We start from the raw sequence: 19723 nt of genomic DNA on the forward strand, positions 1-19723 counted from the left end.
GCAGACAGATCGTGGGCACGGCGCTACGCGCCTTTGCCTACCCTATGAGGTTACGCGCCTCTTCTTCGCGTTCAGCGCGGACGCCACGCGGCTCACGGGCGGCTTGCCCAGCACGCCGCTCATCGCGTTCGTGGCCGCCAGCAGCTTGTCCATGTCCACGCCAGTCCTGATCCCCATGCCCTCGAGCATGTAGACGACATCCTCAGTCGCGACGTTACCGGTCGCGCCCGGCGCGTAGGGACAGCCGCCGAGGCCGCCGGCGGCGGCGTCGATGACGCGGACGCCCTGCTCCAGGCCGGCGTAGAGATTGGCGAGCGCCTGGCCGTAGGTGTCGTGGAAATGCATCGCCAGCTTGTCGGCAGGAATGTTGGCGCCGACCGCGCGTAACATCTCCTTGGCCTTATCAGGCGTGCCGACCCCGATGGTGTCGCCGAGCGAGATTTCGTAGCAACCGAGCGCCCACAGCGCGTTGGCGAGATCGGCGACTGCTTTCGGCTTGATCTCGCCGTCGAACGGACAGCCCAGCACGCAGGAAATATAGCCGCGCACCTTCACACCATCAGTCTTGGCGCGCGCCAGTACCGGCTTGAACCGCTCGATCGATTCCGCGACCGTGCAGTTGATGTTGGCCCGCGAAAATCCCTCGGAGGCCGCCGCGAACACCGAGATGACTTTCGCGCCGGCCGCGCGCGCGGCGTCATAGCCCTTCTCGTTCGGCACCAGCACGTGGAATTCGGCACCCAGCAAATGGCTCACGCCGCGCAGCACGGCATCCGAGCTTGCCATCTGCGGGATCGCCTTGGGCGAGACGAAGGCACCGATTTCGACCGTGGTCAGCCCGGCCGCGACCAACGCCTCGATGAAGGCGATGCGCGCCTCGACGCTGACCGCCGTCTTCTCGTTCTGGAGGCCGTCGCGCGGCCCCATTTCGATGATGCGGACCTGGTCGCTCATGTCACTCTTCCAAAGGCTCGACCACGGCCAGCTCGACGCCTTCCTGGACGATATCGCCGACCTTGCATTTGACGGACTTCAGCACGCCGGCATAGGGCGCCCGCAGCGTCTGCTCCATCTTCATCACTTCCAGCGTCAGGATCGGTGCGCCCTTCTCGAGCTTGGCACCCACCTCCGCCAGCACGGCGACGACCGTGCCCGGCAATGGCGCCGTGATCTTGTCCGCGCCGGCCTGCTCCTCGGTCTCGCCGCCGAACGGATCGACCAAATGCAGGTCGAAGCGGCCATTGCGCGTGCGCAAATACAGCTCGTGGCCGTCGATCACGGCCGCGACCGACGTTTTGACGCCGTCAAGCGTCAGGTCGAAGCCGCCGTCCCGGGGCGCGATCGCAAACGCCAGCTCGCGTCCGCCGATCACCAGCGTCGATGGTCCGCTGCCATAATTCAGCGTGATCTTCTGCTCGGGCCCATGACTGACACCATGACCGGCGCGAAACGCAAAGTTGCGCTGGCGGCGGCCGACCGGCATCCAGCCAAAGGTCTGCCACGGCGAATTTGCGTCGCCTTGCGCAGCCTGCCGCTCGTCGTTGATCACAGCGGCGACGGCGGCGCAGAGCTCGAGCTCTCCGGGTGCCGGCGAGGCTTGCGTCAGAACCGCCAGCTCGCGTTCGATGAAGCCGGTGTCGATCGCATTCGCCCGCACCTTCGGATGCGTTATCAGGGCCGAGAGGAACGGGATGTTGGTGACGATGCCGCGGACGTCGGACTCTTCCAGACCGCGGTTCAGCCGCTCGATCGCGACATCCCGCGTCGGCGCCCAGGCGATCATTTTTGCCAGCATGGCATCGTAATACGGCGACACCGTATCGCCCTCGCGATAGCCGGCGTCGATGCGCAAGCCGCCGGTCTCGGCGGGCATCCGCCATGTCGAGAGCTTTCCGACCGACGGCATGAAATTCTTGGTCGGGTTTTCCGCGTAGACGCGTGCCTCGACCGCATGGCCGTTGAAGCGGATCTCGTCCTGCTTCAAGGGGAGCGCCTCGCCGAAGGCGACCCGCAGCTGCCATTCGACCAGATCGATCCCGGTGATCAGCTCGGTCACGGGATGCTCGACCTGGAGACGGGTATTCATCTCGATGAAGAACACGTCCTTGCCGTCGGAGACGAACTCGATGGTGCCGGCGCCGACATAGTTGACGGCCCCCGCCGCCTTTCGCGCCGCGGCGCACACCGCCTCGCGCTGCGCAGGATTGAGCGTCGGCGACGGCGCTTCCTCGATCACCTTCTGGTGCCGGCGCTGCAACGTGCATTCGCGCTCGAACAGCGACACCAGATTGCCGTGGCTGTCGCCGATCACCTGCACCTCGATGTGCCGCGGGTTATCGACATATTTCTCGATCAGCATGCGATCGTCGCCGAACGCGGCTTTTGCTTCCCGCTTGGCGCTGACGATCGCAGGCGCGAGCTCGTCCGCCGAGCGCACGATGCGCATGCCGCGGCCGCCGCCGCCGGCGGAGGCCTTCACCAGGATGGGAAAACCGACCTTGTCCGCGGCCTTCGCCAGCGTTGCATCGTCCTGGGCCTCGCCGTGATAGCCGGGCACCAGCGGCACGCCGGCCTTCTCCATCAGCGCCTTGGAGCCGGATTTCGAGCCCATCGCCGTCATCATCCCGGCAGTCGGGCCGACGAAGACCAGGCCCGCATCGAAGCAAGCCCGCGCGAACTCGGCATTCTCCGACAGGAAGCCGTAGCCGGGATGTATCGCCTCCGCGCCGGTCTTCCGCGCGGCCTCGATCAGCCGCTCGACATTGAGATAGCTGTCGCGGGCACGTGCGGGCCCGAGCAGCACGGCCTCGTCGGCGAGCGCGACATGCATCGCGCCCCGGTCGGCCTCGGAATAGACCGCGACCGTGCGGAGGCCCATCGCGCGCGCGGTGCGGATGACGCGGCAGGCGATCTCGCCGCGGTTGGCGATCAGGAGCGTGCGAAAACGGCGGTAGAGCTTTGAGCGGTCCATCGCATCACATCCTGAACAGGCCGAATTTCGTCGGTTCGATCGGCGCATTCGACGCCGCCGAGAGGCCAAGGCCGAGCACGAGCCGCGTGTCGGCCGGGTCGATCACGCCGTCGTCCCAGAGCCGCGCGGTCGCGTAATATGGATGCCCCTGGCTCTCGTATTGCGCGCGGATCGGGTTGCGGAATGTCTCTTCGTCTTCCTTGGACCAACTATCGCCCTTGGCCTCGATATTGTCGCGGCGGACCTGGCTCAGCACCATCGAAGCCTGCTCGCCGCCCATCACCGAGATGCGCGCGTTCGGCCACATCCACAGGAAGCGCGGGCTATAGGCGCGGCCGCACATGCCGTAATTGCCGGCGCCGTAGGAGCCGCCGATCACGACGGTGAATTTCGGCACCGACGCGGTCGCGACCGCCGTGACCAGCTTGGCGCCATCGCGCGCGATACCGCCAGCCTCGTATTTCTTGCCGACCATGAAGCCGGTGATGTTCTGCAGGAACACCAGGGGAATGCCGCGCTGGCAGCACAGCTCGATGAAATGCGCGCCCTTCAGCGAACTTTCACTGAAGAGAATGCCGTTATTGGCGATGATGCCGACCGGAAAACCCCAGATGTGGGCAAAGCCGCACACCAGCGTCGTGCCATAGAGCTTCTTGAACTCGTCGAACTCGGAACCATCGACGACGCGCGCGATGATGTCGCGCACGTCAAAGGGCTTGCGTCCGTCGACGGGCACCACGCCGTAGATCTCCTCCGCCGCAAACAGCGGATCGCGCGGCGGATGCATGTTAAGGTTCGGCCGCACGGATGGCTTGAACGTGCCGACGATGCGGCGGGCAATGCCGATCGCGTGCGCATCGTTCTGGGCGTAATGATCGGTCACCCCGGACTGCCGCGAATGCACGTCGGCGCCGCCGAGCTCCTCGGCGCTCACGACTTCGCCGGTCGCGGCCTTCACCAGCGGCGGCCCGCCTAGGAAGATGGTGCCTTGATTGCGCACGATGATGCTCTCGTCCGACATCGCCGGCACATAAGCGCCGCCGGCGGTGCAGGAGCCCATCACGATCGCGATCTGCGGGATGCCTTGCGAGGACATCTGCGCCTGGTTGTAGAAGATGCGGCCGAAATGCCGCTCGTCCGGAAAGATCTCGTCCTGCAGCGGCAGGAAGGCACCGCCGGAATCGACCATGTAGACGCAGGGAAGATTATTCTGCCGCGCCACGTCCTGCGCGCGCAGATGCTTCTTCACGGTCATGGGGTAATAAGTGCCGCCCTTGATAGTTGCGTCGTTGGCGACGATCACGCATTCCCGGCCCGAGATGCGCCCCAACCCCGTCACGACGCTCGCCGAATGCACGTCGCCGCCATAGAGGCCATAGGCCGCAAGCGGCGACAGCTCCATGAACGCGGTGCCGGGATCGACCAAGAGGTCGACGCGCTCGCGCGCCAGCATCTTGCCGCGTGACGTGTGGCGGTTGCGCGAAACCTCGCCGCCGCCGCCGGCGACCTGGCTCAGCTTTTCGCGCAAGTCGGCGACGAGGGTGCGCATGGCCTCGGAATTGCGCGCAAAGTCCGAAGAAGACGTATCGATGCTGGAATGGAGCGGCATGTTGATTCCAATTTCGTGAAGGTTTTAAGCCGTCTCGGCCATCAGTTCTCGACCGATCAGCATGCGGCGCACTTCCGAGGTGCCCGCGCCGATCTCGTAGAGCTTGGCGTCGCGCCACAGACGGCCGACCGGAAATTCGCTGGTGTAGCCGACGCCGCCCAGCGCCTGGATCGCCTCGCCCGCCATCCACGTCGCCTTTTCGGCCGAATAGAGGATTGCGGCAGCGGAATCCTTGCGCAGGGTGCGCGCATGATCGGTGCGGTCGCAGGCGCGACCGACGGCGTAGACATAGGCGCGCGTGGCCTGCCAGGTCGAATACATGTCGGCGAGCTTGCCCTGCATCAGCTGGAAGTCGCCGATCGGCTGCCCGAACTGCTTGCGCTCATGCATGTAGGGCACCACTGCGTCCATGCAGGCTGCCATGATGCCGAGCGGGCCACCGGAGAGCACCGCGCGCTCGTAGTCGAGGCCGGACATCAGAACCTTGACACCTCCACCGACCTCACCCAGCACATTCTCTGCCGGCACCTCGCACTCGTCGAAGAACAGCGGATAGGTGTTGGAGCCGCGCATGCCCAGCTTGTCGAGATGCGGGCCGTGGGTGAAACCCTTGAAGCCCTTCTCGATGAGGAACGCGGTCATGCCGCGCGGGCCGGCCTCCGGATCGGTCTTGGCATACACCACCAGCACGTCGGCATCGCCGCCATTGGTAATCCACATTTTTGAGCCGTTGAGCACGTAACGGTCGCCGCGCTTGTCGGCGCGCAGCTTCATCGAGACGACGTCGGAGCCGGCGCCGGGCTCGGACATCGCGAGTGCGCCGACGTACTCACCGGAGATCAGCTTCGGCAGGTAGCGCTGCCGCTGCGCGTCGGTGCCATTGCGGCGGATCTGGTTGACGCAAAGGTTGGAATGGGCGCCGTAGGACAGCCCCACGGCAGCCGAGCCGCGCGAAATCTCCTCCATGGCGACGATATGGGCGAGATAGCCCATGTTGGAGCCGCCATATTGCTCCGGCGCGGTCATGCCGAGCAGGCCGAGGTCGCCGAGGCGCTTCCAGAGGTCCGCGGGGAACAGATTGGCTTTCTCGATGTCGGCGGCGCGCGGGGCGATCTCCGCCTCCACGAAAGCGCGCAGCGTGTCGCGCAGCATGCCGATGTCTTCGCCCAGATCGAAATCGATGCTCGGGATGTACAAGGCGATTCCTCCGTGTTTTGGGGACCGAACCTAGCGGCATCAGGGCCCTTCTGCGGTCGAAAAGGTTGCATTTTCCGCCAAACTTGGCGAGGATTTTCCCGAAGGATTTCCGATGCCCTTTCAAGTCGCAACCGCGATCCCGCGCCGCGCCGTGACCCCTGCCGCCTTCGTCCGCGGCGTCGTTGCCGCTTACGAACGCTACGGCCGTGATCCGACCGAGGCGCTGAGCCGGGGTCAGGTAGCGCCAGACCTGGTCAATTCTCCGGGTGGCCGGGTCACAGCCGGCCAATTCGAGGCCCTGGCGGGCCATGCGATGCGCGAGCTCGATGACGAGGCGCTCGGCTGGTTCTCGCGGCGCCTGCCCTTCGGCACCTATGGCATGCTCTGCCGCGCTTCGATCACGGCCCCGACGCTGGAGGTCGCGCTCAAGCGCTGGTGCCGGCATCATCGCCTCCTCACCGAGGACGTGCTGCTCGATCTCGCGGTCGGCGAGGAAACCGCGGTCGTCTCCATCCGCGAACTGCGCGACCTCGGACCGTTGCGCGAATTCTGCCTGGTCACCCTGCTCCGCTATGTCCTGGGTTTCTCCTGCTGGGCGGTCGATTCCAGAATTGCGCTCCGCGCCGCGGAATTCCCTTACTCGGAGCCGGGCCATGTCTCGGTCTATCCGACCATCTTTTGCCGGACCATCCGCTTCGATGCGGACCACGCCTGCATCATCTTCGACAAGCATTATCTCTCGCTGCCGCTCACGCGCAGCGCCAGTGATCTCGACAACATGCTCAAGGGTGCGCTGCGGCTGACCGTGCTGCCCTATCGGCGCGACCGGCTGCTGGTCGAGCGCGTCCGCCGCGTGCTTCGCAATGCGCGCGGACGCAGTCTCGGCGCCGAGGATGTTGCGAGAGAACTCGCGCTCTCCACCCGCACCATGCATCGGCGCCTGCGCGAGGAGGCAACCTCGCTGCGCGATCTCAAGGAAGAGGCAAAGTTAGAGCTCGCCAAGCAAGAGCTGATGCGCGGGCGCACCCCGATCAAGCGGATCGCGGAGATCGCCGGCTTCCGCAACGAAAAGAGCTTTTCCCGCGCCTTCCGCACGTGGACCGGCGCGTCCCCACGCGAGTTTCGCGGCCGGTACCGGTGAGACGCGGGCGTTATGGTTCGAGACGCGCCGCGAGGCGGCGCTCCTCACCAGGTTCTGACATTTCGCCGCCAAACAAGGCCTCATCCCGAGGAGCCCGCCCAAAGCGGGCGTCTCGAAGGATGCGCCACGAGGTATTTATTCGCCACGCTTCAGTGCGCAGAACCGCGGACTGTCATGCTGCCTATCCCGCCGCCGCGATCCCCTGCAGCGGCAACGGCACGTCCTTCGCGACGCCCAGCACGGGGAAGCTGCGGACGTTCTTCACGTTGGGCATCGCGGCGAAATGCAGCAGCTGCTGGCGCATGCTCTCGACGCTCGGCGCCACGCATTTGAGAAGATAGTCGGTGTCGCCCGAAATCCGCCAGCACTGCTGGATGCGCGGGATCGCTGATATCGAGCTCTCGAACGCCGCCAGCACCGGCTGCGCCTGGCTGCCGAGCTGGATCGAGACGAACGACACCACCTCGTAGCCGAGCAGCCGCTCGTCGATGACGGCGCGCACCGCCCGGATCACGCCGCGGCTGAACAGCGATTTCAACCGCCGCAGGCAATTCGGCGCGGACACGCCGACGCGCAGCGCCAGCTCGTTGTTGCGAACCCGCCCGTCCTGCTGCAACTCGGCTAGTATCTTCAAGTCGACACCGTCGAGCTGATCACGCCCCGCCATACCCACCTCGCCACGAGCCCGTCATGCACGTCAGCGAAGCACGCGGCGAAATTGGTGCCAAGAGGCCGCACGGTGGAAGAATCCGCGTCGTGGCCGGGCACAGCCGTCCGAAGGACGCCGTCGCTTCCGCTCGCCTATGCCCCGGCCATCCAAGCTTTTGCGCGGGTGCTAAAACGTGGATGCCCGGGACAAGCCCGGGCACGACGAGAGTCTTGGGCGCGTGGCCCGCCCCTCAATGCGTCCAGGGCTCGCCGCGGCGGAACGAGAAATTGTCGGAATAAGCAACCGGCCGGCGCACCGACTCCTTGGGCTCGATCACCTGGTATGCGACGCCCTTGCGCTCACAATAGGCAACGGCCTCTTCCTTGCTGTGGAAGTGCAGCGTGATCTGCTGCTTCATGTCGCCGGACGAGGTCCAGCCCATCAGCGGCTCGACCGCGCGCGGCTGCTCGGGCTCGTAGTCGAGCTGCCATTCCTTGGTCTTCGACCGGCCGGATTGCATCGCGTTCTTGGCGGGCTTGAAAATGCGTGCGGTCATGGATGGTCCGGGCCTCTTGTTCGTCTTTTCGTTCGATTTCGATGCGTCACGGTAGCAGTTGGTGGAAACCGCGGGCATAGTATAGAGACGCCTTTTGGGAACTGAATCGGTGATTCCGGCCCCCGGGGTGGCTCGCCGACGGGTATAGTCATTATGCTGCACCGTGACAATTGCGTACCCGCGTTCCGCGCCGGGATCCCGCCCGGCGCTACTGCCTCGCTGACATCAGCCTGTCTGTCCCCTCCGAAAGCTCCCGTCGCATGGCCTTCCTGAACATCAACGCCACGCTCCCCGAAAAGGGCCGTGACCTCAGGCTCGACCTGTTTCGCGGCATCGCGAACTGGGCGATCTTCCTCGACCATATCCCCGACAACGTGGTGAACTGGATCACGACCCGCAACTACGGCTTTTCCGACGCCGCCGACCTGTTCGTCTTCATCTCCGGCTACACCGCCTCCTTCGTCTATGCCCGGATGATGCTCGAGCGTGGCTTCCTCGTCGGCGCCACGAGGCTGACCAAGCGGGTCTGGCAGCTCTACGTCGCCCACATCATCCTGTTCGTGATCTACATCGCCTCGATCAGCTATCTGGCGCTGCGCTTCGGCGATTCCGAGATGATCAACGAGTTCAACGTCGCCGGTCTCGTCGACAACGCCACCGAGACGCTGCGCCAAGGCCTGTTCCTGCGCTTCAAGCCGCTCAATCTCGACGTGCTGCCACTCTACATCGTGTTGATGGGGCTGTTTCCGCCGGTGCTCTGGTTCATGCTGCGCAAGCCTGACCTGACGATGGTCCTGTCCATCGCGCTGTGGCTGACCGCGCGCCATTTCGGCTTGAACCTGAACGCCTATCCGGCCGGCCAGTGGTACTTCAACCCCTATTGCTGGCAGGTGCTGTTCGTGTTCGGCGCCTGGTGCGCCATGGGCGGCGCGCGGCGCTCGATGACGCTGATCAACGCGCCGATCACGTTGTGGCTGTGTCTTGGTTACATGCTGTTCGCGCTGGTCATGACCATGGCCGGCCGCTTCCCGACCCTCGCCGGCATGTTCCCGGAATGGCTGTTCTCGGCGTTCAACCCGAACGACAAGACCAACCTCGCGCCCTACCGCTTCATCCACTTCGTCGTGATCGTGATCCTGGTGATCCGCTTCGTGCCGAAGGACTGGCCGGGCCTGGAATGGAAAGGGTTCGATCCGATCATCGTCTGCGGCCAGCAATCGCTCGCCGTGTTCTGCGTCGGCGTGTTCCTGTCCTTCGTCGGCCATTTCGAGTTGTCGATGAGCTCGGGCTCGCTGTTCGCGCAGATCTTCGTCAGCGTCGCCGGCATCGCGATCATGACGACGGTGGCCTATTACATCTCGTGGTCGAAGAAGCAGGACAAGCCGCTGAAGCCGCCGCCGCCCAAGCCGGCAGCCGCAACGGCAAAGGCTACCTGAAGGGGCGGCAGCGATACCGCGCCGGTCAGCAAGCAATGCCGTTCAGGCCGCCGCTTCGCTGTCGAACTCGGTGAATCTCTTGTAGATCCAGTCGCGGCCGTCATGGCGGCGCCAGACCCTGCCGTAAACGAGCTGCCCGTTGATCGAGCGGCGCGGCACGAGCACGGTCCAGAGGTGCCAGATCTCCGTCCAGCTCGCCTGCGGACCGACGGTTCGGAGGTTGCGATCGAAAGACATGATGCAGAACTCACAGGATACGAGCGCCGCGACGAACTGTGATCTCGTGTGAACACGAATTTCGGGCAGTCCGTCGCGCGCCGGGACCGATCTGATAACGATCGCCAAGCCTGCTGCAACAATCGCTCGTCCTTAACCTAACCGATCAACCTTACTTCTCGGGACGGAGCAGCAAGACAGGTTGAAAGCCGGCGCCAATTTTTCTAGAATGAACAAACGATTTGAGAATGAGCGCGCCGTTTTGAGAGCGCGCAGTGATTTTAAGCCGACATAAATTTTGAGAAACATAGATGGGCTGGGGCGACCACGATGAATTTGCAATGTGCATGCCTGCGCCTGGCGCTGCAATCGACGCCGCTTCCGCTGTTCGCGAAGACGCCGGAGCAAGAGCCGCGGAAGGCCGCCAACGACAATCAATTGGTCTGGCCGTTCCTGCCGTTTCCGCTCGGCTGGTACGCCACGAACTGAACCTTCGAAAAGCGCAACGCCGCGCAAGCGGAATATCATCGCTTGGCGGCGTCCGTTAGGCATTGGGCGCTGAAATCCCCCAACACTCGTATGTCTATCGCGACGCTCAAAGGTTCGACGAAATCATGCGAATTTCTGCGCGGCCACTTCGCCCCAATGTCTTGAAAAATCGCGCAGAAGTCGCGTTGCGCAGAGAATGAGCGCCAAGGGTTTGGAGGGAGCTCAAAAGCCTCCGTAAGCGCAGGACGTCAGCGCCCGCCGCATTGGCCTATTTTGCTTTGTCCCCGTTGCCGAGCTTGTCCAGGGCATCGACCATCCGACCAGATTTTCGGAGCGCCCGCTCGCTGTCGTAACTGTGTTCCATCGCTTCGAGGTCGTGGCGCGTGAAGATGTCCGTGGCCGTTTCCAGCGCCACCCGATATCGCTCCGCCAGTTCGAGATATTCTTCTGGGGTCATCAGCATATGGAACGAGTGTGCACTATGGTACTTAGTGTCGCTCGATGGTGTGGTGATAGCAGTGGATCGCGATTTCAAGAACGAAGTGTTTTCCAGTTTTGATCCAACCCGGCTAAGCCCTGCGACGAGTGCGGCAGGAAGCCTCTTTCCGTCTTGAAAATGCTCAACCCGCAAAACGGTAAAATAGTTCGCACGTTCAAGTGCGAATGCGGTGCGCAGACCTGGACCACAGACCTGGACCGAGGAAAAAGAGTAAGCCCTCTCGGTGACATGGTCATTCATGACAGCTCCCGCTTCTCACCATTTGACGATCACAGGTGCCTGATTTGCGGGAACCGGAACCATCATTGTACGTTGGGCGCGAGTTCATTGGCTGGAGTATGACCATGGCGCTACGACGCAGGATCATCCAATCCTCCCCACTCGAAGTACGGCTTACCGAGGAGGCGAAGCGACTTCGCGAGAAAGCCAACACACTTCCACCGGGCCCTGCCCGCGAGGCACTGATCCGCAAGGCCCGACAAGCTGAAACCGGCTCGCACATGAGCGAGTGGCTGGCGTCTCCCGGCCTGCAGGCGCCTGAATAGGACCTCCGCCGCGCTCGTGATACGTTAGCTGCCATCAGCGGCCACGGTATCGGGCGCCGCTGACTGAGAGACGCCATAGCGCTCCCCCGCCTGCTAGCAGGGAGCGCTTGTGTGACAGAGCAATTCAGTCCCAAGACCCAGGAATTGTTGGACCGGGCTCAACGCGCGATAGACAAGGCCATTGCACTTCGCAAATTGAGCCGCAGGCAGCGATCAGATGCCGAGCGAAAAACGTTCGAGCTTGAAATGACGATGTATCGTGAGCGGGCGCAACAGCTGCAAAATAAGAACTAGGGCTGCGGGGCTTGACGGCGGTTGCGGTGCCGGAGGCTGATCGGCCGGGTGACAACATCAGCACGACATCGACGAGCGCGCGCGCATGGAGCGCATCTGTCTGATCTGGCGGAGGAGAGCACTCTATCCCTCGAGCGCGTCGCCCTGATCGAGATGCCGGCCCGTACGGTGCCGCGGCAGCCGAGCCCGCTAAGCGTTCAGACTTCCCATGGTCTTCCCAATCCAAATTACTGGGAAGATCGGGCTTTGCATTTCTGCCGTAAGTAATTGAAATCGCTGGTCGGGGCAGCTGGATTCGAACCAACGACCTGCAGTACCCAAAACTGCCGCGCTACCAGGCTGCGCTATACCCCGAATGTCCGGCGAACCCCGTCGATACACGCTTCCCAAAGCGCCAGCAAGCTTTCCTAGACGCCAGCAAGCTTCCCAAAAAGACCGCCAGGGACGGGGGCAATAACCCCTTCCCGCCTATTTGCTACCGAACAGCGGGTGGCCGACGCGGTCGCCGGCGCGGATGCCGTATTTTTGCGCCGTTCCCGCCACCACCTCCAGAACGGCGCGCGCGGGCCCCCTGGATGAGATGATCCTGGTCGACATCGGCTCGGTATTTTCGGCGATGCGCAGGATGCGGCCGTCGGCGCGAATGAAGATCATGTCGAGCGAGACATAGGTGTTCTTCATCCACATCGAGACCTCCTGCTCGGGATTGAAGTCGAACAGCATGCCTTTCCCATCGGCCAGTTCCTTGCGGTACATCAGGCCGGTCTGCTTCTCCTCCTCCGTCGTCGCGATTTCGACCGAGAACACCTGCACACCGTTTTTGGTGACGATCTCGAGCGGCTGGAAGCTGGCGGCTCGGACGGGTGCGCTCGCGACGGCACAGCCGGCGACGACGAGGATGGCGGCAAGCCAGCCCTTCGCAACGGCGAAGACGGCCTTTCGATCGAAATTCATGGACGGCACTCGAGGCGTGGGACTGGGCCAGTCCTTACGCGGCGGTCGCCGGAAAAGCCAGAGGCGCGCCCGTCAGCCAACGCGCCTCTGCTCACGATCGCGGGAATTGGAATTAGTGGGACGAGACCGGCGACCCCGTCTCGGGATGGATCTCGGCCGCCATCATGCCCTTGGAGCCGGGCCCGAAGCGGACCAGGACATACTGGCCGGGCCGCAGTTCGGTCATGCCGAAGCGGCGCAGTGTCTCCATGTGCACGAAGATGTCGGGCGTGCCCTCGCCGCAGGTCAGGAAGCCGAAACCGCGCAGCCGGTTGAACCATTTGACCTGCGCTCGCTCCAGCCCGCTGGTCGCGGTGACCGAGACATGGGTGCGCGGCGGCAGCATCTGCGCCGGATGGATCGCGGTCGATTCGTCCATCGAAACCACGCGGAAAGCCTGGTAGCCCTTCGCGCGCTGGATGCACTCGACGACGATGCGGGCGCCCTCGTAAGCGGTCTGGAAGCCGTCACGCCTAAGCACGGTAACGTGCAGGAGCACGTCGGGCCAGCCATTGTCGGGAACGATGAAGCCGTAGCCCTTTGAGGCATCGAACCATTTGATAACGCCGTGAACCGCGACGAGGTTGGCACTGCCCTCACCAAGTTCGGTGAAGGGACTGAGTGCGCTGTCGCGACCGCCACCGCCGTGTTCGCCCACGGAGGGAACTCCGACCTTCTTGGACTCAAATCCGTCCGACGACCCCATAACCCCGGACCCCACACATGCCATGCAACCCGCCTGAATGGGGGCGCCGAATCACGCGTCTTTAGAGAATCTTCCCAACAGAGGATCTTCTCAACTCGATGCGCCGCGAATCTTTCGACTCAAAAGATAACACTCCCGGTTGCGACGCATAGACAAAAAAGAGATTCGCCGGAACCTATGAACAGCTTGCACGGCCGCGAATCAAACTACCGCCTCAATTAGCGACAAAGGGCCCGAGCGTTTCGCCGATGTCGTGGCGGATCACGAGGTCGGCGATATCGTCCTGCTCGGTCGGCTCCCGGTTGATGATCACCAGACGTGCACCTGATCTCTTCGCCATCATCGGAAAGCCCGCGGCCGGCCATACCACCAGCGAGGAACCGGTCGCGATGAAGAGGTCGCAGGCTTGCGACAGCGCGGTCGCACGCTGCATTTCGTCCTCGGGCATCATCTGGCCGAAGGAGATCGTGGCAGTCTTCACCGGCTCGTCGCACGCGGTGCAGTTGGGCGCGGCGCCCGCCTCGTCGAAGCGGAGCTTCACCCAGTCGAGCGGATAGGCCTGCCCGCACCCGATGCAGCGCGCATACGTGGTGTTGCCGTGAAGTTCGATCACGTGCTCTGCGGCGAAGCCCGAGGCCTGGTGCAGATTGTCGATATTCTGGGTGATGATCGCGGGAACCTTGCCGGCGCGGTAGAGCGAGGCGAGCGCGCGATGGCCGCGGCCAGGCTTGGCGGCCGCGAAGACCTCCTCCATCGCAAAGCGCCGGCGCCAGGATTCGTCACGCGCCTCCGGGCTGGCGACGAACTCATCGAACGGGATCGGACGGTTGCGCGTCCAAATTCCGCCCGGCGAGCGGAAGTCGGGGATGCCGCATTCGGTCGAGATGCCGGCGCCGGTGAACGGCACGATCCGTTCGGCCTCGGCGATCATGTCGCCGAGACGTTCGACGCCGCTGCGAATATCCGATGCAATCAACGCCGCCTCCCGTTTGTTTTGCCTTTTTGTTTTGCCGGTTTGTTTTACTGATTAATTTTGCTGATTTGTTTTGCGCTAGCTGCAATGTGCGCAAGCGACAAGACTGTTGACGCTCTTATCCACTGCCCCGCAAGCGTGGTCGGCAATTCTTTCCGCCCTTCGCATATCACAATCCTGCAATGCCTCCTCCCCATTGACGCCCCAATCAGAAGCGCCAATGCATATGTTGACGCGACTCAACGCGATTGCGGCGGCAGTGCTTGAGTTCAGGAGTGTACACATACTCTACGTGTAGAGGGGATTTGACATGACCGAGGACGAACAACGCAAAATCCGCGAACGCGAAGAGATCGCCGCCCGTGTCGCCGCCTTCCGTGCCACGCAGGAAAAATTCAAGCGCGAGCGTGAAGAGTATTTCGTGTCGACGCTCGACAATGCCCGCAAGGTGGAGCGGCCCTCGCTCTGGCCGTAAGACACCAGATCACCATCCATGAAAAAAGCCCGGAGCATTGCCCCGGGCTTTTCATTTGGTCCAGCCGTCACCAGTGACGGTAATAATGGTGGCGGCGATAGTACGGTCCACCGCCATAATAGGCGTACGGGCCAGGGCCGTAACCATAGGCCGGGCGACCATAGTAGCCATACCCCGGGCCGTAGCCGTAGCCATAGCCATAAGGATGGGACGCTGCGACAGCGCCCGCGGTGATAGCGCCGGCAGCCAAGCCAAACGCGAGGCCCGGGCCGATGCCGCGACCACGCGCCTCGGCGGGCGCAGGCGCAGCAATCGCGGTCACGCCGACGGCCGCAACGGTAGCCAAAATTGCCAATGTCTTCTTCATGATCTCCTCCGTGATATTCGCCGAGGCAACGCCGCCGCCGCGCGATGGTTGCGCGCAGGCTGCGGAACTCAGCGCCGTCAAAAAGTTACGAAACGAGGGGAACGAAATCGATCGGGCGCGATTGCACCTGCAAGTGCGGAAGCCTCCGCTATCCGGTTGAGGCAACAGCACGAAGACCCCCGTCAGTATCTTCGCGATGCTGGCGGGGTTTTCAGTTTCACGGGAGGCAAATGGCAGCGGACGATCATTGCTGCCAAGGGGCGGATGATCGAGGAGGAAAAAATGCCAATATCCGCGCTGCTGGCCCGAATTCGCAGGCTTCTTCCCGGATCCGGCAACGAGCATTACGACGAGATCGTCCGCAATTTCGGTGTCGGCACGCTGCGTCCGCCGCCGACGCCAATGAGCGACGGCGAGCTGGCGCGGGCCATTGCCGAGTTTCTGAAAGAGACACCGTCGAGCTCATCCGTGGCGACCCTAGGCCGGCGGATCGACCCCTCCTCGCCGCTCTGACGCCACTCTCGAACGGGAACTCTCGCAGGCCGGGAACGGGGGGCGCATACGCACGTTGAGCTTGCCTTCACGACAGGAGACACGACATGCCCGTTTGGCTTGAAGTTCTAGTCAACCTGTCCGGCTATGCCGGCTTCGTGGCGCTCGCAAACCGCGGTGTCGCGTATCCGGATAGTTCCGTCGACGAGCGCTAGTTGGCGTGCGGCGCCTGGCCTGCCGTGCGCATCAGCCTGTCGGCCTTGACCGCGACGCGCGTGTCTTCGAGCTGCGGGCGCAGCGAGAAGCTGATCACCACGAAAGCGAGACAGAACAGCGTGCCGACGATGGCGATGCGCCGGTAGGTGTGGCGGTCGCCTTGATAAAAGGACGGTTCTGAAAATGGTGTCATGAATTCGTTCTTGGCAAAATTGGTTCTTGGCAAAGTCGTTGCCTGTCTTCGCCGGACAGACCTATCCCAAGTAGAGGCAAGCGCAACGCGATTGGGTTTTTAACCTACCGAATAGGGTTATCGGCTTTCCGGCAAGCTTCCGTTAGGAGTTTGCGAAGCGTCTTTAGAACTCGGCGAGCCGCTTCAAGCTGGCGCGAAACCCGAGGCTGCGATGGCCTGCGACCAGCACGGTGCCGAACACCTCGGCCGCGTCGTCGCTGAACGTCCCGGAGAAGCCGCTCGTCGCCTCCTCGCCGCCGAACAGCGGCCGGGTGAGGCCATCGGCGAACGGCGTATGCTGGTTGGTGGCAAGCTCGCCCTTCCAAGTGCCGTCCTTCGAAGAGTCGTTCTTCGACGTGCCGCGGCCGATCGTGTAGGAGCCGCGCGACCAGAAGTAAGGGCCGCCACCGAGCAGCAGGCCGTCCCGCAAGATCAGCACGCCGCTGTCGCGGCCCTTTACGCCGTCGAGCATGTGGATGTGGATGGAATAAAGCCCGTTCTTCATGTTGCGTCCGCCGCGGGAGCAACGATAGCGCCGGACACGGAGAGCGTCGAGACGATGATGAGACGATTCGCGCGTTTGCCGACCGGCTTTGTTCCAGCTTCGCCTGCCTTTCGTTCTCAAAGAACGAATCGGAATAGACGAAACCACGCGAAGCAACCCTTAACAATTCGTTTGCACGCGAACGAGCGCACCATCGCAAACGAGCGCTCGATCACATCGTGTCGTCTGATGTCGATCGCGGCGACGCCTGCGGCACCGACGACCTGCCTTTGCGCAAGCGCGGATGCCGATCGTACCAAAACACTTTTGCGATCTCGGCGAACATCTCGAGAAACCAGCACGCATCCATGTCGCGTCTCCCTCGCCTCATCTTGTAACGAGGACGCAAGGACGGGACTGTGCGAAGCATCCCGCCGGCTCGGCTTGGAGACGCGTGTCCCGCATCGATACAGAAGCCACGGCTTGTTCTGCATCCGACTCCATTTCGTTCGCAAAGAACGAATCGGAGTCGAGAAAATCAGCGCAAAACGATTCCTAACGATCAGTGAAGTCGGGCGCAGTCGCCCGTGATCAGCGAAATAGCGCGAAGCTCGTCACGCCGCTCGCTTCGCCGAATCCTTCTCCGAAAACTCCTTCTCCGAAAAGCAGTCGAGGATCTGGATGCGGAGCTCTTCCGCGGCCGGGCCCTCGAGCTTCCTGAGCTGATTCCAGAGCCTGATCACTTCGCGTTGTTTCTCGACAGTCATGGGCACACCTCCAAAAGAGATGAGTCACTAGAACAAAATAAGAACAAAAAGTCCAGTCCCCTCCCCGCGAAATTCGCCGGGCACATTGCCTTGAACCATCCATCGCGCTGGCGCGGTTGCTTTTTGGAGTTTCAACCTTAGGTTCGAGAGACGGCTGGCCAGGCGCTGAAATCCCAACGCCGTCAGCCACGAGAACCCCGTGCGCGAGCGCGGGGTTTTTCTTGCGGGAACGCAGTTCGGCCCTCCCCGTTACACTCTCCGGAGCGAGGGGACCGTGATCAGAAAATACTACGCCGTCGAGGTGGTGCGTCAGATCGAGGAGACCGTGGAGATCATGGTCGAGGCGCCGGACGAGACCAGTGCACACCATGCAGCGCTTGCGCACCTGAAGGCGCGCGGCTCCGAATATCAGTGGCTCAATCCCAAATGCGATTTCGTCGTCTGGCGCGAGCGCCAGGTCGATACGCCGGCGATCATCGACGTGTCGACAAAGCCGGAGTAGCGGCCGGAACGTGTGTCCCGCTGCACGTTGTCCTGGCGAATTCAGTGGTGCTGGCGGCGTGTCGCGACGCGGCCGTCCAGCTCGAAGAGCCCCGGTCCGAAGGTCCGGGGTTTTTCTTTGACGGCTCCGTCAGACCGGCAAATTGTCGGTCATCCCCGGCGGCACTTCGCCTTGCTTGCGCCGCTCGGCGAGCAGCTCCTTCTCGGCCTCGTACCAGAAGGTGTCCATCGTCCCCGCGGGCTCGCCGGCCTCTTTCCAGAGGTGATAGGCGCGGTTTCGAATCTCTTCCTCGCTTAAGCTGGCCATAGGGTTTCCTCCCTGTCGGAAGCAAAGCCTGACACAGCCCGAGAGTTCCTTCCAGCTCGCGCCATCACACGGCGCTCGTTGCGGCGCCTCGCGAAGCAAGCCGCCGCAACGAAAATGCCAGCGCCTTGGACGGCGCTCCTTTTAGACGGAGTGCTTTTTAGACGGAGTGCTCTTTAAACAGAGTCCTTGGCCACCTTCAGCGGCGAGGCCTTCACCGACTTGCTCGCCGGCTTCGCCGCGAACTGCATCGGCTCCTTGGTGAAGGGATTGACGCCCATGCGGGCTTCGGTCGCAGGCTTGTTCACCACCGACATCTTCGCGAAGCCGGGAATGACGAACTCGCCGGATTCGTTGAGCTCTTTGTAGCCAACCGTCGCCATGTACTCGATGACCGACTTCACGTCGTTCTTCGACAGCTGCGTGCCCTCGGCAATTGCATCAATCAATTGGGTCTTCGTCATCTTCGCCATGTCTGAATTTCCTTCTGTGCGCGCGAGCAGGCTTTGCTCAGGAGGCGGTCCGACCGCGCAACGCGCTTCTGATTCATGCCAACTTTCATGAAGTGACGGGGCTTAGAACCCATCGAGGCCTAAAACGCAAGCAGGGGTTCTGCGGGGGGCCCGGACGCCCCCGAAAAGATGCCGCAGCCAGCGCCGCTACTGGGTTGAACCATTCGCCGGCTGAGGCGTCTAACTCGTTGAAGTCCCCAAGCTTCACCCCATCAGAGAGCCCCGCCTTCCCCCAGGCGGGGCTTTCGCCTTTTCGGGACCGACCCGACCACGCCCATCAGGCCCGACCCGAGCTCTGCGCCCGAGCGACGCGGACTACCATCACAAGGCAGGTTCTCTTTTCAGGCCATCTCCTGCATAATGGGGCATGGCAAAAACAAAAGTGACCTTCAAAACCGTCCGCATTGCAGACAACGACTGGAAAATCCTGGCGGATTACCCGGGCAGCGAACAGCGCGAAATCAAGGGCTTCACCAGCAAGGCAGATGCCGACGACTGGATCAACGGAGATCGCAAGATCGCGTGGCTCCGCTCCCAGGGGTACGCCAAGTGAACTGCGCATCAAGTGACCTGCGTATCAGGTGACCTGCCTCGCGGAGTCATCTCGTCGTGAAACCTGTGTCTGGGCATGCCCCGTTGAGACTTCAGTAACCTAACCCCGCCAAGCTCCTCGCAGTATCGTTGCGTTGGAGTACCCCACAGTGCTGGATTTTAACGAGCTGCGTGAACTCGCGGCTGACGTTCGCGTGTTTGTCGACATTGCCGAAGACAAGGCCGAAGCGCTTCGCGCCGTCATCACGGCCTATGACGTGGTGCTGGCGATCTTCCCGTCCGAACAGGGCATGGGCCTCCACGTCATCAAGGGCGGCGAGATCCTGGACCAGATTGCAAAATCACGAACCCATGTGATGTACAGCCACACGGCCATCGCGGTTCCCGACCTGGAGCACGCAGAGGTGCTCAAGCAACTGACGTCTCCCGTCACGCAACGGATCGCAGCCTAGGGTCTGTTGGGATTCATCTGGAGTTTATCGCGGCCGCGGCCAGATAGATCATTGAAGTGAAGCTCTGGTCGGTCTTGTCGGCGCGCATTGCGATG

26 protein-coding genes and 1 tRNA gene are annotated in these 19723 nt (G+C 62.7%); 9 read left to right on the plus strand and 18 right to left on the minus strand.

The annotated features are described in order from the left end of the window. Positions 1-42: 42 nt before the first annotated feature. Genes IVA74_RS25490 through IVA74_RS25505 form a run of 4 tightly spaced genes read right to left on the minus strand, consistent with a single transcriptional unit; the run spans position 43 to position 5777 of the window. Positions 43-954 carry a hydroxymethylglutaryl-CoA lyase gene (locus IVA74_RS25490; protein WP_247349082.1) on the minus strand — a complete coding sequence of 304 codons (912 nt, stop codon included), beginning with the start codon at positions 952-954 and terminating at the stop codon, positions 43-45. 1 nt (position 955) lies between these two features. Next, positions 956-2971 (minus strand): acetyl/propionyl/methylcrotonyl-CoA carboxylase subunit alpha, encoded by a 2016-nt coding sequence (locus IVA74_RS25495; protein ID WP_247349083.1) that lies wholly within the window; start codon positions 2969-2971, stop codon positions 956-958. Positions 2972-2975: 4 nt separating this feature from the next. Next, complete coding sequence (locus IVA74_RS25500) at positions 2976-4580, minus strand: carboxyl transferase domain-containing protein (RefSeq protein ID WP_247349084.1); 1605 nt, start codon at positions 4578-4580, stop codon at positions 2976-2978. Positions 4581-4604: 24 nt separating this feature from the next. Next, positions 4605-5777 (minus strand): isovaleryl-CoA dehydrogenase, encoded by a 1173-nt coding sequence (locus tag IVA74_RS25505; RefSeq protein ID WP_247349085.1) that lies wholly within the window; start codon positions 5775-5777, stop codon positions 4605-4607. A 112-nt stretch (positions 5778-5889) separates the two neighbouring features. Between IVA74_RS25505 and IVA74_RS25510 the strand changes: the two genes are divergently transcribed. Then, the gene (locus IVA74_RS25510) at positions 5890-6918 is read left to right on the plus strand and encodes an AraC family transcriptional regulator (protein ID WP_247349087.1); all 1029 of its coding nucleotides are present in this window, start codon (positions 5890-5892) and stop codon (positions 6916-6918) included. Positions 6919-7099: 181 nt separating this feature from the next. On the opposite strand, the gene IVA74_RS25515 is transcribed toward IVA74_RS25510, so the two are convergent. Together IVA74_RS25515 and IVA74_RS25520 are read right to left on the minus strand one after the other, a co-directional pair. After that, complete coding sequence (locus tag IVA74_RS25515) at positions 7100-7585, minus strand: Lrp/AsnC family transcriptional regulator (RefSeq protein ID WP_247349089.1); 486 nt, start codon at positions 7583-7585, stop codon at positions 7100-7102. A gap of 232 nt (positions 7586-7817) precedes the next feature. After that, positions 7818-8123, minus strand: a complete 306-nt coding sequence (locus IVA74_RS25520) for an ETC complex I subunit (protein ID WP_247349091.1) — start codon at positions 8121-8123, stop codon at positions 7818-7820. A gap of 260 nt (positions 8124-8383) precedes the next feature. Here IVA74_RS25520 and IVA74_RS25525 point away from each other — a divergent pair, with 260 nt between their 5' ends. Next, positions 8384-9559 (plus strand): OpgC domain-containing protein, encoded by a 1176-nt coding sequence (locus tag IVA74_RS25525; protein ID WP_247349093.1) that lies wholly within the window; start codon positions 8384-8386, stop codon positions 9557-9559. Positions 9560-9601: 42 nt separating this feature from the next. Here IVA74_RS25525 and IVA74_RS25530 read toward each other — a convergent pair whose 3' ends face one another. Further along, a complete protein-coding gene (locus IVA74_RS25530; protein ID WP_247349094.1) occupies positions 9602-9796 on the minus strand; it encodes a hypothetical protein in 195 nt (64 codons plus the stop codon). A gap of 309 nt (positions 9797-10105) precedes the next feature. On the opposite strand from IVA74_RS25530, the gene IVA74_RS25535 reads away from it, so the two are divergent. Continuing rightward, the gene (locus IVA74_RS25535) at positions 10106-10264 is read left to right on the plus strand and encodes a hypothetical protein (protein ID WP_247349095.1); all 159 of its coding nucleotides are present in this window, start codon (positions 10106-10108) and stop codon (positions 10262-10264) included. A 268-nt stretch (positions 10265-10532) separates the two neighbouring features. Here IVA74_RS25535 and IVA74_RS25540 read toward each other — a convergent pair whose 3' ends face one another. Next, positions 10533-11003 (minus strand): hypothetical protein, encoded by a 471-nt coding sequence (locus tag IVA74_RS25540; RefSeq protein WP_247349096.1) that lies wholly within the window; start codon positions 11001-11003, stop codon positions 10533-10535. Between the two features lie 416 nt (positions 11004-11419). Here IVA74_RS25540 and IVA74_RS25550 point away from each other — a divergent pair, with 416 nt between their 5' ends. After that, positions 11420-11602, plus strand: coding sequence for a hypothetical protein (locus IVA74_RS25550; RefSeq protein WP_247349098.1), 183 nt, complete (start codon positions 11420-11422; stop codon positions 11600-11602). A 277-nt stretch (positions 11603-11879) separates the two neighbouring features. On the opposite strand, the gene IVA74_RS25555 is transcribed toward IVA74_RS25550, so the two are convergent. The 4 genes from IVA74_RS25555 to IVA74_RS25570 all read right to left on the minus strand — a co-directional run bounded on the left by IVA74_RS25555 (position 11880) and on the right by IVA74_RS25570 (position 14277). Next, positions 11880-11956 (minus strand) — tRNA-Pro (locus tag IVA74_RS25555). Positions 11957-12070: 114 nt separating this feature from the next. Beyond that, positions 12071-12556 carry a DUF192 domain-containing protein gene (locus IVA74_RS25560; RefSeq protein WP_247349099.1) on the minus strand — a complete coding sequence of 162 codons (486 nt, stop codon included), beginning with the start codon at positions 12554-12556 and terminating at the stop codon, positions 12071-12073. Positions 12557-12668: 112 nt separating this feature from the next. Continuing rightward, positions 12669-13301 (minus strand): cold-shock protein, encoded by a 633-nt coding sequence (locus IVA74_RS25565; protein WP_247349100.1) that lies wholly within the window; start codon positions 13299-13301, stop codon positions 12669-12671. A 214-nt stretch (positions 13302-13515) separates the two neighbouring features. Then, complete coding sequence (locus tag IVA74_RS25570; protein ID WP_247349101.1) at positions 13516-14277, minus strand: NAD-dependent protein deacetylase; 762 nt, start codon at positions 14275-14277, stop codon at positions 13516-13518. A gap of 307 nt (positions 14278-14584) precedes the next feature. Between IVA74_RS25570 and IVA74_RS25575 the strand changes: the two genes are divergently transcribed. Then, a complete protein-coding gene (locus tag IVA74_RS25575; protein ID WP_015686271.1) occupies positions 14585-14749 on the plus strand; it encodes a hypothetical protein in 165 nt (54 codons plus the stop codon). A gap of 67 nt (positions 14750-14816) precedes the next feature. Here IVA74_RS25575 and IVA74_RS25580 read toward each other — a convergent pair whose 3' ends face one another. Next, entirely contained in the window at positions 14817-15116 is a 300-nt protein-coding gene (locus IVA74_RS25580) for a hypothetical protein (protein WP_247349102.1), read from the minus strand. Positions 15117-15398: 282 nt separating this feature from the next. On the opposite strand from IVA74_RS25580, the gene IVA74_RS25585 reads away from it, so the two are divergent. Then, positions 15399-15629 carry a hypothetical protein gene (locus IVA74_RS25585; protein WP_247349114.1) on the plus strand — a complete coding sequence of 77 codons (231 nt, stop codon included), beginning with the start codon at positions 15399-15401 and terminating at the stop codon, positions 15627-15629. 190 nt (positions 15630-15819) lie between these two features. Here the strand turns inward: IVA74_RS25585 and IVA74_RS25590 are convergent, their stop codons facing one another. The 3 genes from IVA74_RS25590 to IVA74_RS25600 form a co-directional block, all read right to left on the minus strand. After that, positions 15820-16017: a hypothetical protein gene (locus IVA74_RS25590; protein ID WP_247349104.1), complete on the minus strand. Its 198-nt coding sequence runs from the start codon at positions 16015-16017 to the stop codon at positions 15820-15822. A gap of 163 nt (positions 16018-16180) precedes the next feature. After that, positions 16181-16561, minus strand: a complete 381-nt coding sequence (locus tag IVA74_RS25595; RefSeq protein ID WP_247349105.1) for a GrlR family regulatory protein — start codon at positions 16559-16561, stop codon at positions 16181-16183. 593 nt (positions 16562-17154) lie between these two features. Continuing rightward, a complete protein-coding gene (locus tag IVA74_RS25600; protein ID WP_247349106.1) occupies positions 17155-17307 on the minus strand; it encodes a hypothetical protein in 153 nt (50 codons plus the stop codon). A gap of 274 nt (positions 17308-17581) precedes the next feature. On the opposite strand from IVA74_RS25600, the gene IVA74_RS25605 reads away from it, so the two are divergent. Next, a complete protein-coding gene (locus IVA74_RS25605) occupies positions 17582-17809 on the plus strand; it encodes a hypothetical protein (protein WP_247349107.1) in 228 nt (75 codons plus the stop codon). A 129-nt stretch (positions 17810-17938) separates the two neighbouring features. On the opposite strand, the gene IVA74_RS25610 is transcribed toward IVA74_RS25605, so the two are convergent. Next, positions 17939-18115, minus strand: a complete 177-nt coding sequence (locus IVA74_RS25610; protein ID WP_247349108.1) for a DUF2934 domain-containing protein — start codon at positions 18113-18115, stop codon at positions 17939-17941. A gap of 173 nt (positions 18116-18288) precedes the next feature. Continuing rightward, on the minus strand, positions 18289-18585 hold the full coding sequence (locus IVA74_RS25615) for an HU family DNA-binding protein (protein ID WP_071914190.1): 297 nt from the start codon (positions 18583-18585) through the stop codon (positions 18289-18291). Positions 18586-18991: 406 nt separating this feature from the next. Here IVA74_RS25615 and IVA74_RS25620 point away from each other — a divergent pair, with 406 nt between their 5' ends. Together IVA74_RS25620 and IVA74_RS25625 are read left to right on the plus strand one after the other, a co-directional pair. After that, positions 18992-19177, plus strand: coding sequence for a hypothetical protein (locus IVA74_RS25620; RefSeq protein ID WP_247349109.1), 186 nt, complete (start codon positions 18992-18994; stop codon positions 19175-19177). A gap of 148 nt (positions 19178-19325) precedes the next feature. After that, a complete protein-coding gene (locus tag IVA74_RS25625) occupies positions 19326-19628 on the plus strand; it encodes a hypothetical protein (protein WP_247349110.1) in 303 nt (100 codons plus the stop codon). The last annotated feature ends 95 nt before the right edge of the window (positions 19629-19723 follow it).

The organism is Bradyrhizobium sp. 132 (genome assembly GCF_023074185.1).
In the GTDB taxonomy this organism is placed as follows: Bacteria; Pseudomonadota; Alphaproteobacteria; order Rhizobiales; family Xanthobacteraceae; genus Bradyrhizobium.

What these genes read in the sequence shown, in the direction of transcription:
- IVA74_RS25490 (WP_247349082.1), bottom strand. Translation starts at nt 954, where the DNA reads ATGAGCGACCAGGTCCGCATCATCGAAATGGGGCCGCGCGACGGCCTC.
- IVA74_RS25495 (WP_247349083.1), bottom strand. Translation starts at nt 2,971, where the DNA reads ATGGACCGCTCAAAGCTCTACCGCCGTTTTCGCACGCTCCTGATCGCC.
- IVA74_RS25500 (WP_247349084.1), bottom strand. Translation starts at nt 4,580, where the DNA reads ATGCCGCTCCATTCCAGCATCGATACGTCTTCTTCGGACTTTGCGCGC.
- IVA74_RS25510 (WP_247349087.1), top strand. Translation starts at nt 5,890, where the DNA reads ATGCCCTTTCAAGTCGCAACCGCGATCCCGCGCCGCGCCGTGACCCCT.
- IVA74_RS25515 (WP_247349089.1), bottom strand. Translation starts at nt 7,585, where the DNA reads ATGGCGGGGCGTGATCAGCTCGACGGTGTCGACTTGAAGATACTAGCC.
- IVA74_RS25520 (WP_247349091.1), bottom strand. Translation starts at nt 8,123, where the DNA reads ATGACCGCACGCATTTTCAAGCCCGCCAAGAACGCGATGCAATCCGGC.
- IVA74_RS25525 (WP_247349093.1), top strand. Translation starts at nt 8,384, where the DNA reads ATGGCCTTCCTGAACATCAACGCCACGCTCCCCGAAAAGGGCCGTGAC.
- IVA74_RS25530 (WP_247349094.1), bottom strand. Translation starts at nt 9,796, where the DNA reads ATGTCTTTCGATCGCAACCTCCGAACCGTCGGTCCGCAGGCGAGCTGG.
- IVA74_RS25535 (WP_247349095.1), top strand. Translation starts at nt 10,106, where the DNA reads ATGAATTTGCAATGTGCATGCCTGCGCCTGGCGCTGCAATCGACGCCG.
- IVA74_RS25540 (WP_247349096.1), bottom strand. Translation starts at nt 11,003, where the DNA reads ATGAATGACCATGTCACCGAGAGGGCTTACTCTTTTTCCTCGGTCCAG.
- IVA74_RS25560 (WP_247349099.1), bottom strand. Translation starts at nt 12,556, where the DNA reads ATGAATTTCGATCGAAAGGCCGTCTTCGCCGTTGCGAAGGGCTGGCTT.
- IVA74_RS25565 (WP_247349100.1), bottom strand. Translation starts at nt 13,301, where the DNA reads ATGGGGTCGTCGGACGGATTTGAGTCCAAGAAGGTCGGAGTTCCCTCC.
- IVA74_RS25575 (WP_015686271.1), top strand. Translation starts at nt 14,585, where the DNA reads ATGACCGAGGACGAACAACGCAAAATCCGCGAACGCGAAGAGATCGCC.
- IVA74_RS25580 (WP_247349102.1), bottom strand. Translation starts at nt 15,116, where the DNA reads ATGAAGAAGACATTGGCAATTTTGGCTACCGTTGCGGCCGTCGGCGTG.
- IVA74_RS25585 (WP_247349114.1), top strand. Translation starts at nt 15,399, where the DNA reads ATGCCAATATCCGCGCTGCTGGCCCGAATTCGCAGGCTTCTTCCCGGA.
- IVA74_RS25590 (WP_247349104.1), bottom strand. Translation starts at nt 16,017, where the DNA reads ATGACACCATTTTCAGAACCGTCCTTTTATCAAGGCGACCGCCACACC.
- IVA74_RS25595 (WP_247349105.1), bottom strand. Translation starts at nt 16,561, where the DNA reads ATGAAGAACGGGCTTTATTCCATCCACATCCACATGCTCGACGGCGTA.
- IVA74_RS25600 (WP_247349106.1), bottom strand. Translation starts at nt 17,307, where the DNA reads ATGACTGTCGAGAAACAACGCGAAGTGATCAGGCTCTGGAATCAGCTC.
- IVA74_RS25610 (WP_247349108.1), bottom strand. Translation starts at nt 18,115, where the DNA reads ATGGCCAGCTTAAGCGAGGAAGAGATTCGAAACCGCGCCTATCACCTC.
- IVA74_RS25615 (WP_071914190.1), bottom strand. Translation starts at nt 18,585, where the DNA reads ATGGCGAAGATGACGAAGACCCAATTGATTGATGCAATTGCCGAGGGC.
- IVA74_RS25620 (WP_247349109.1), top strand. Translation starts at nt 18,992, where the DNA reads ATGGCAAAAACAAAAGTGACCTTCAAAACCGTCCGCATTGCAGACAAC.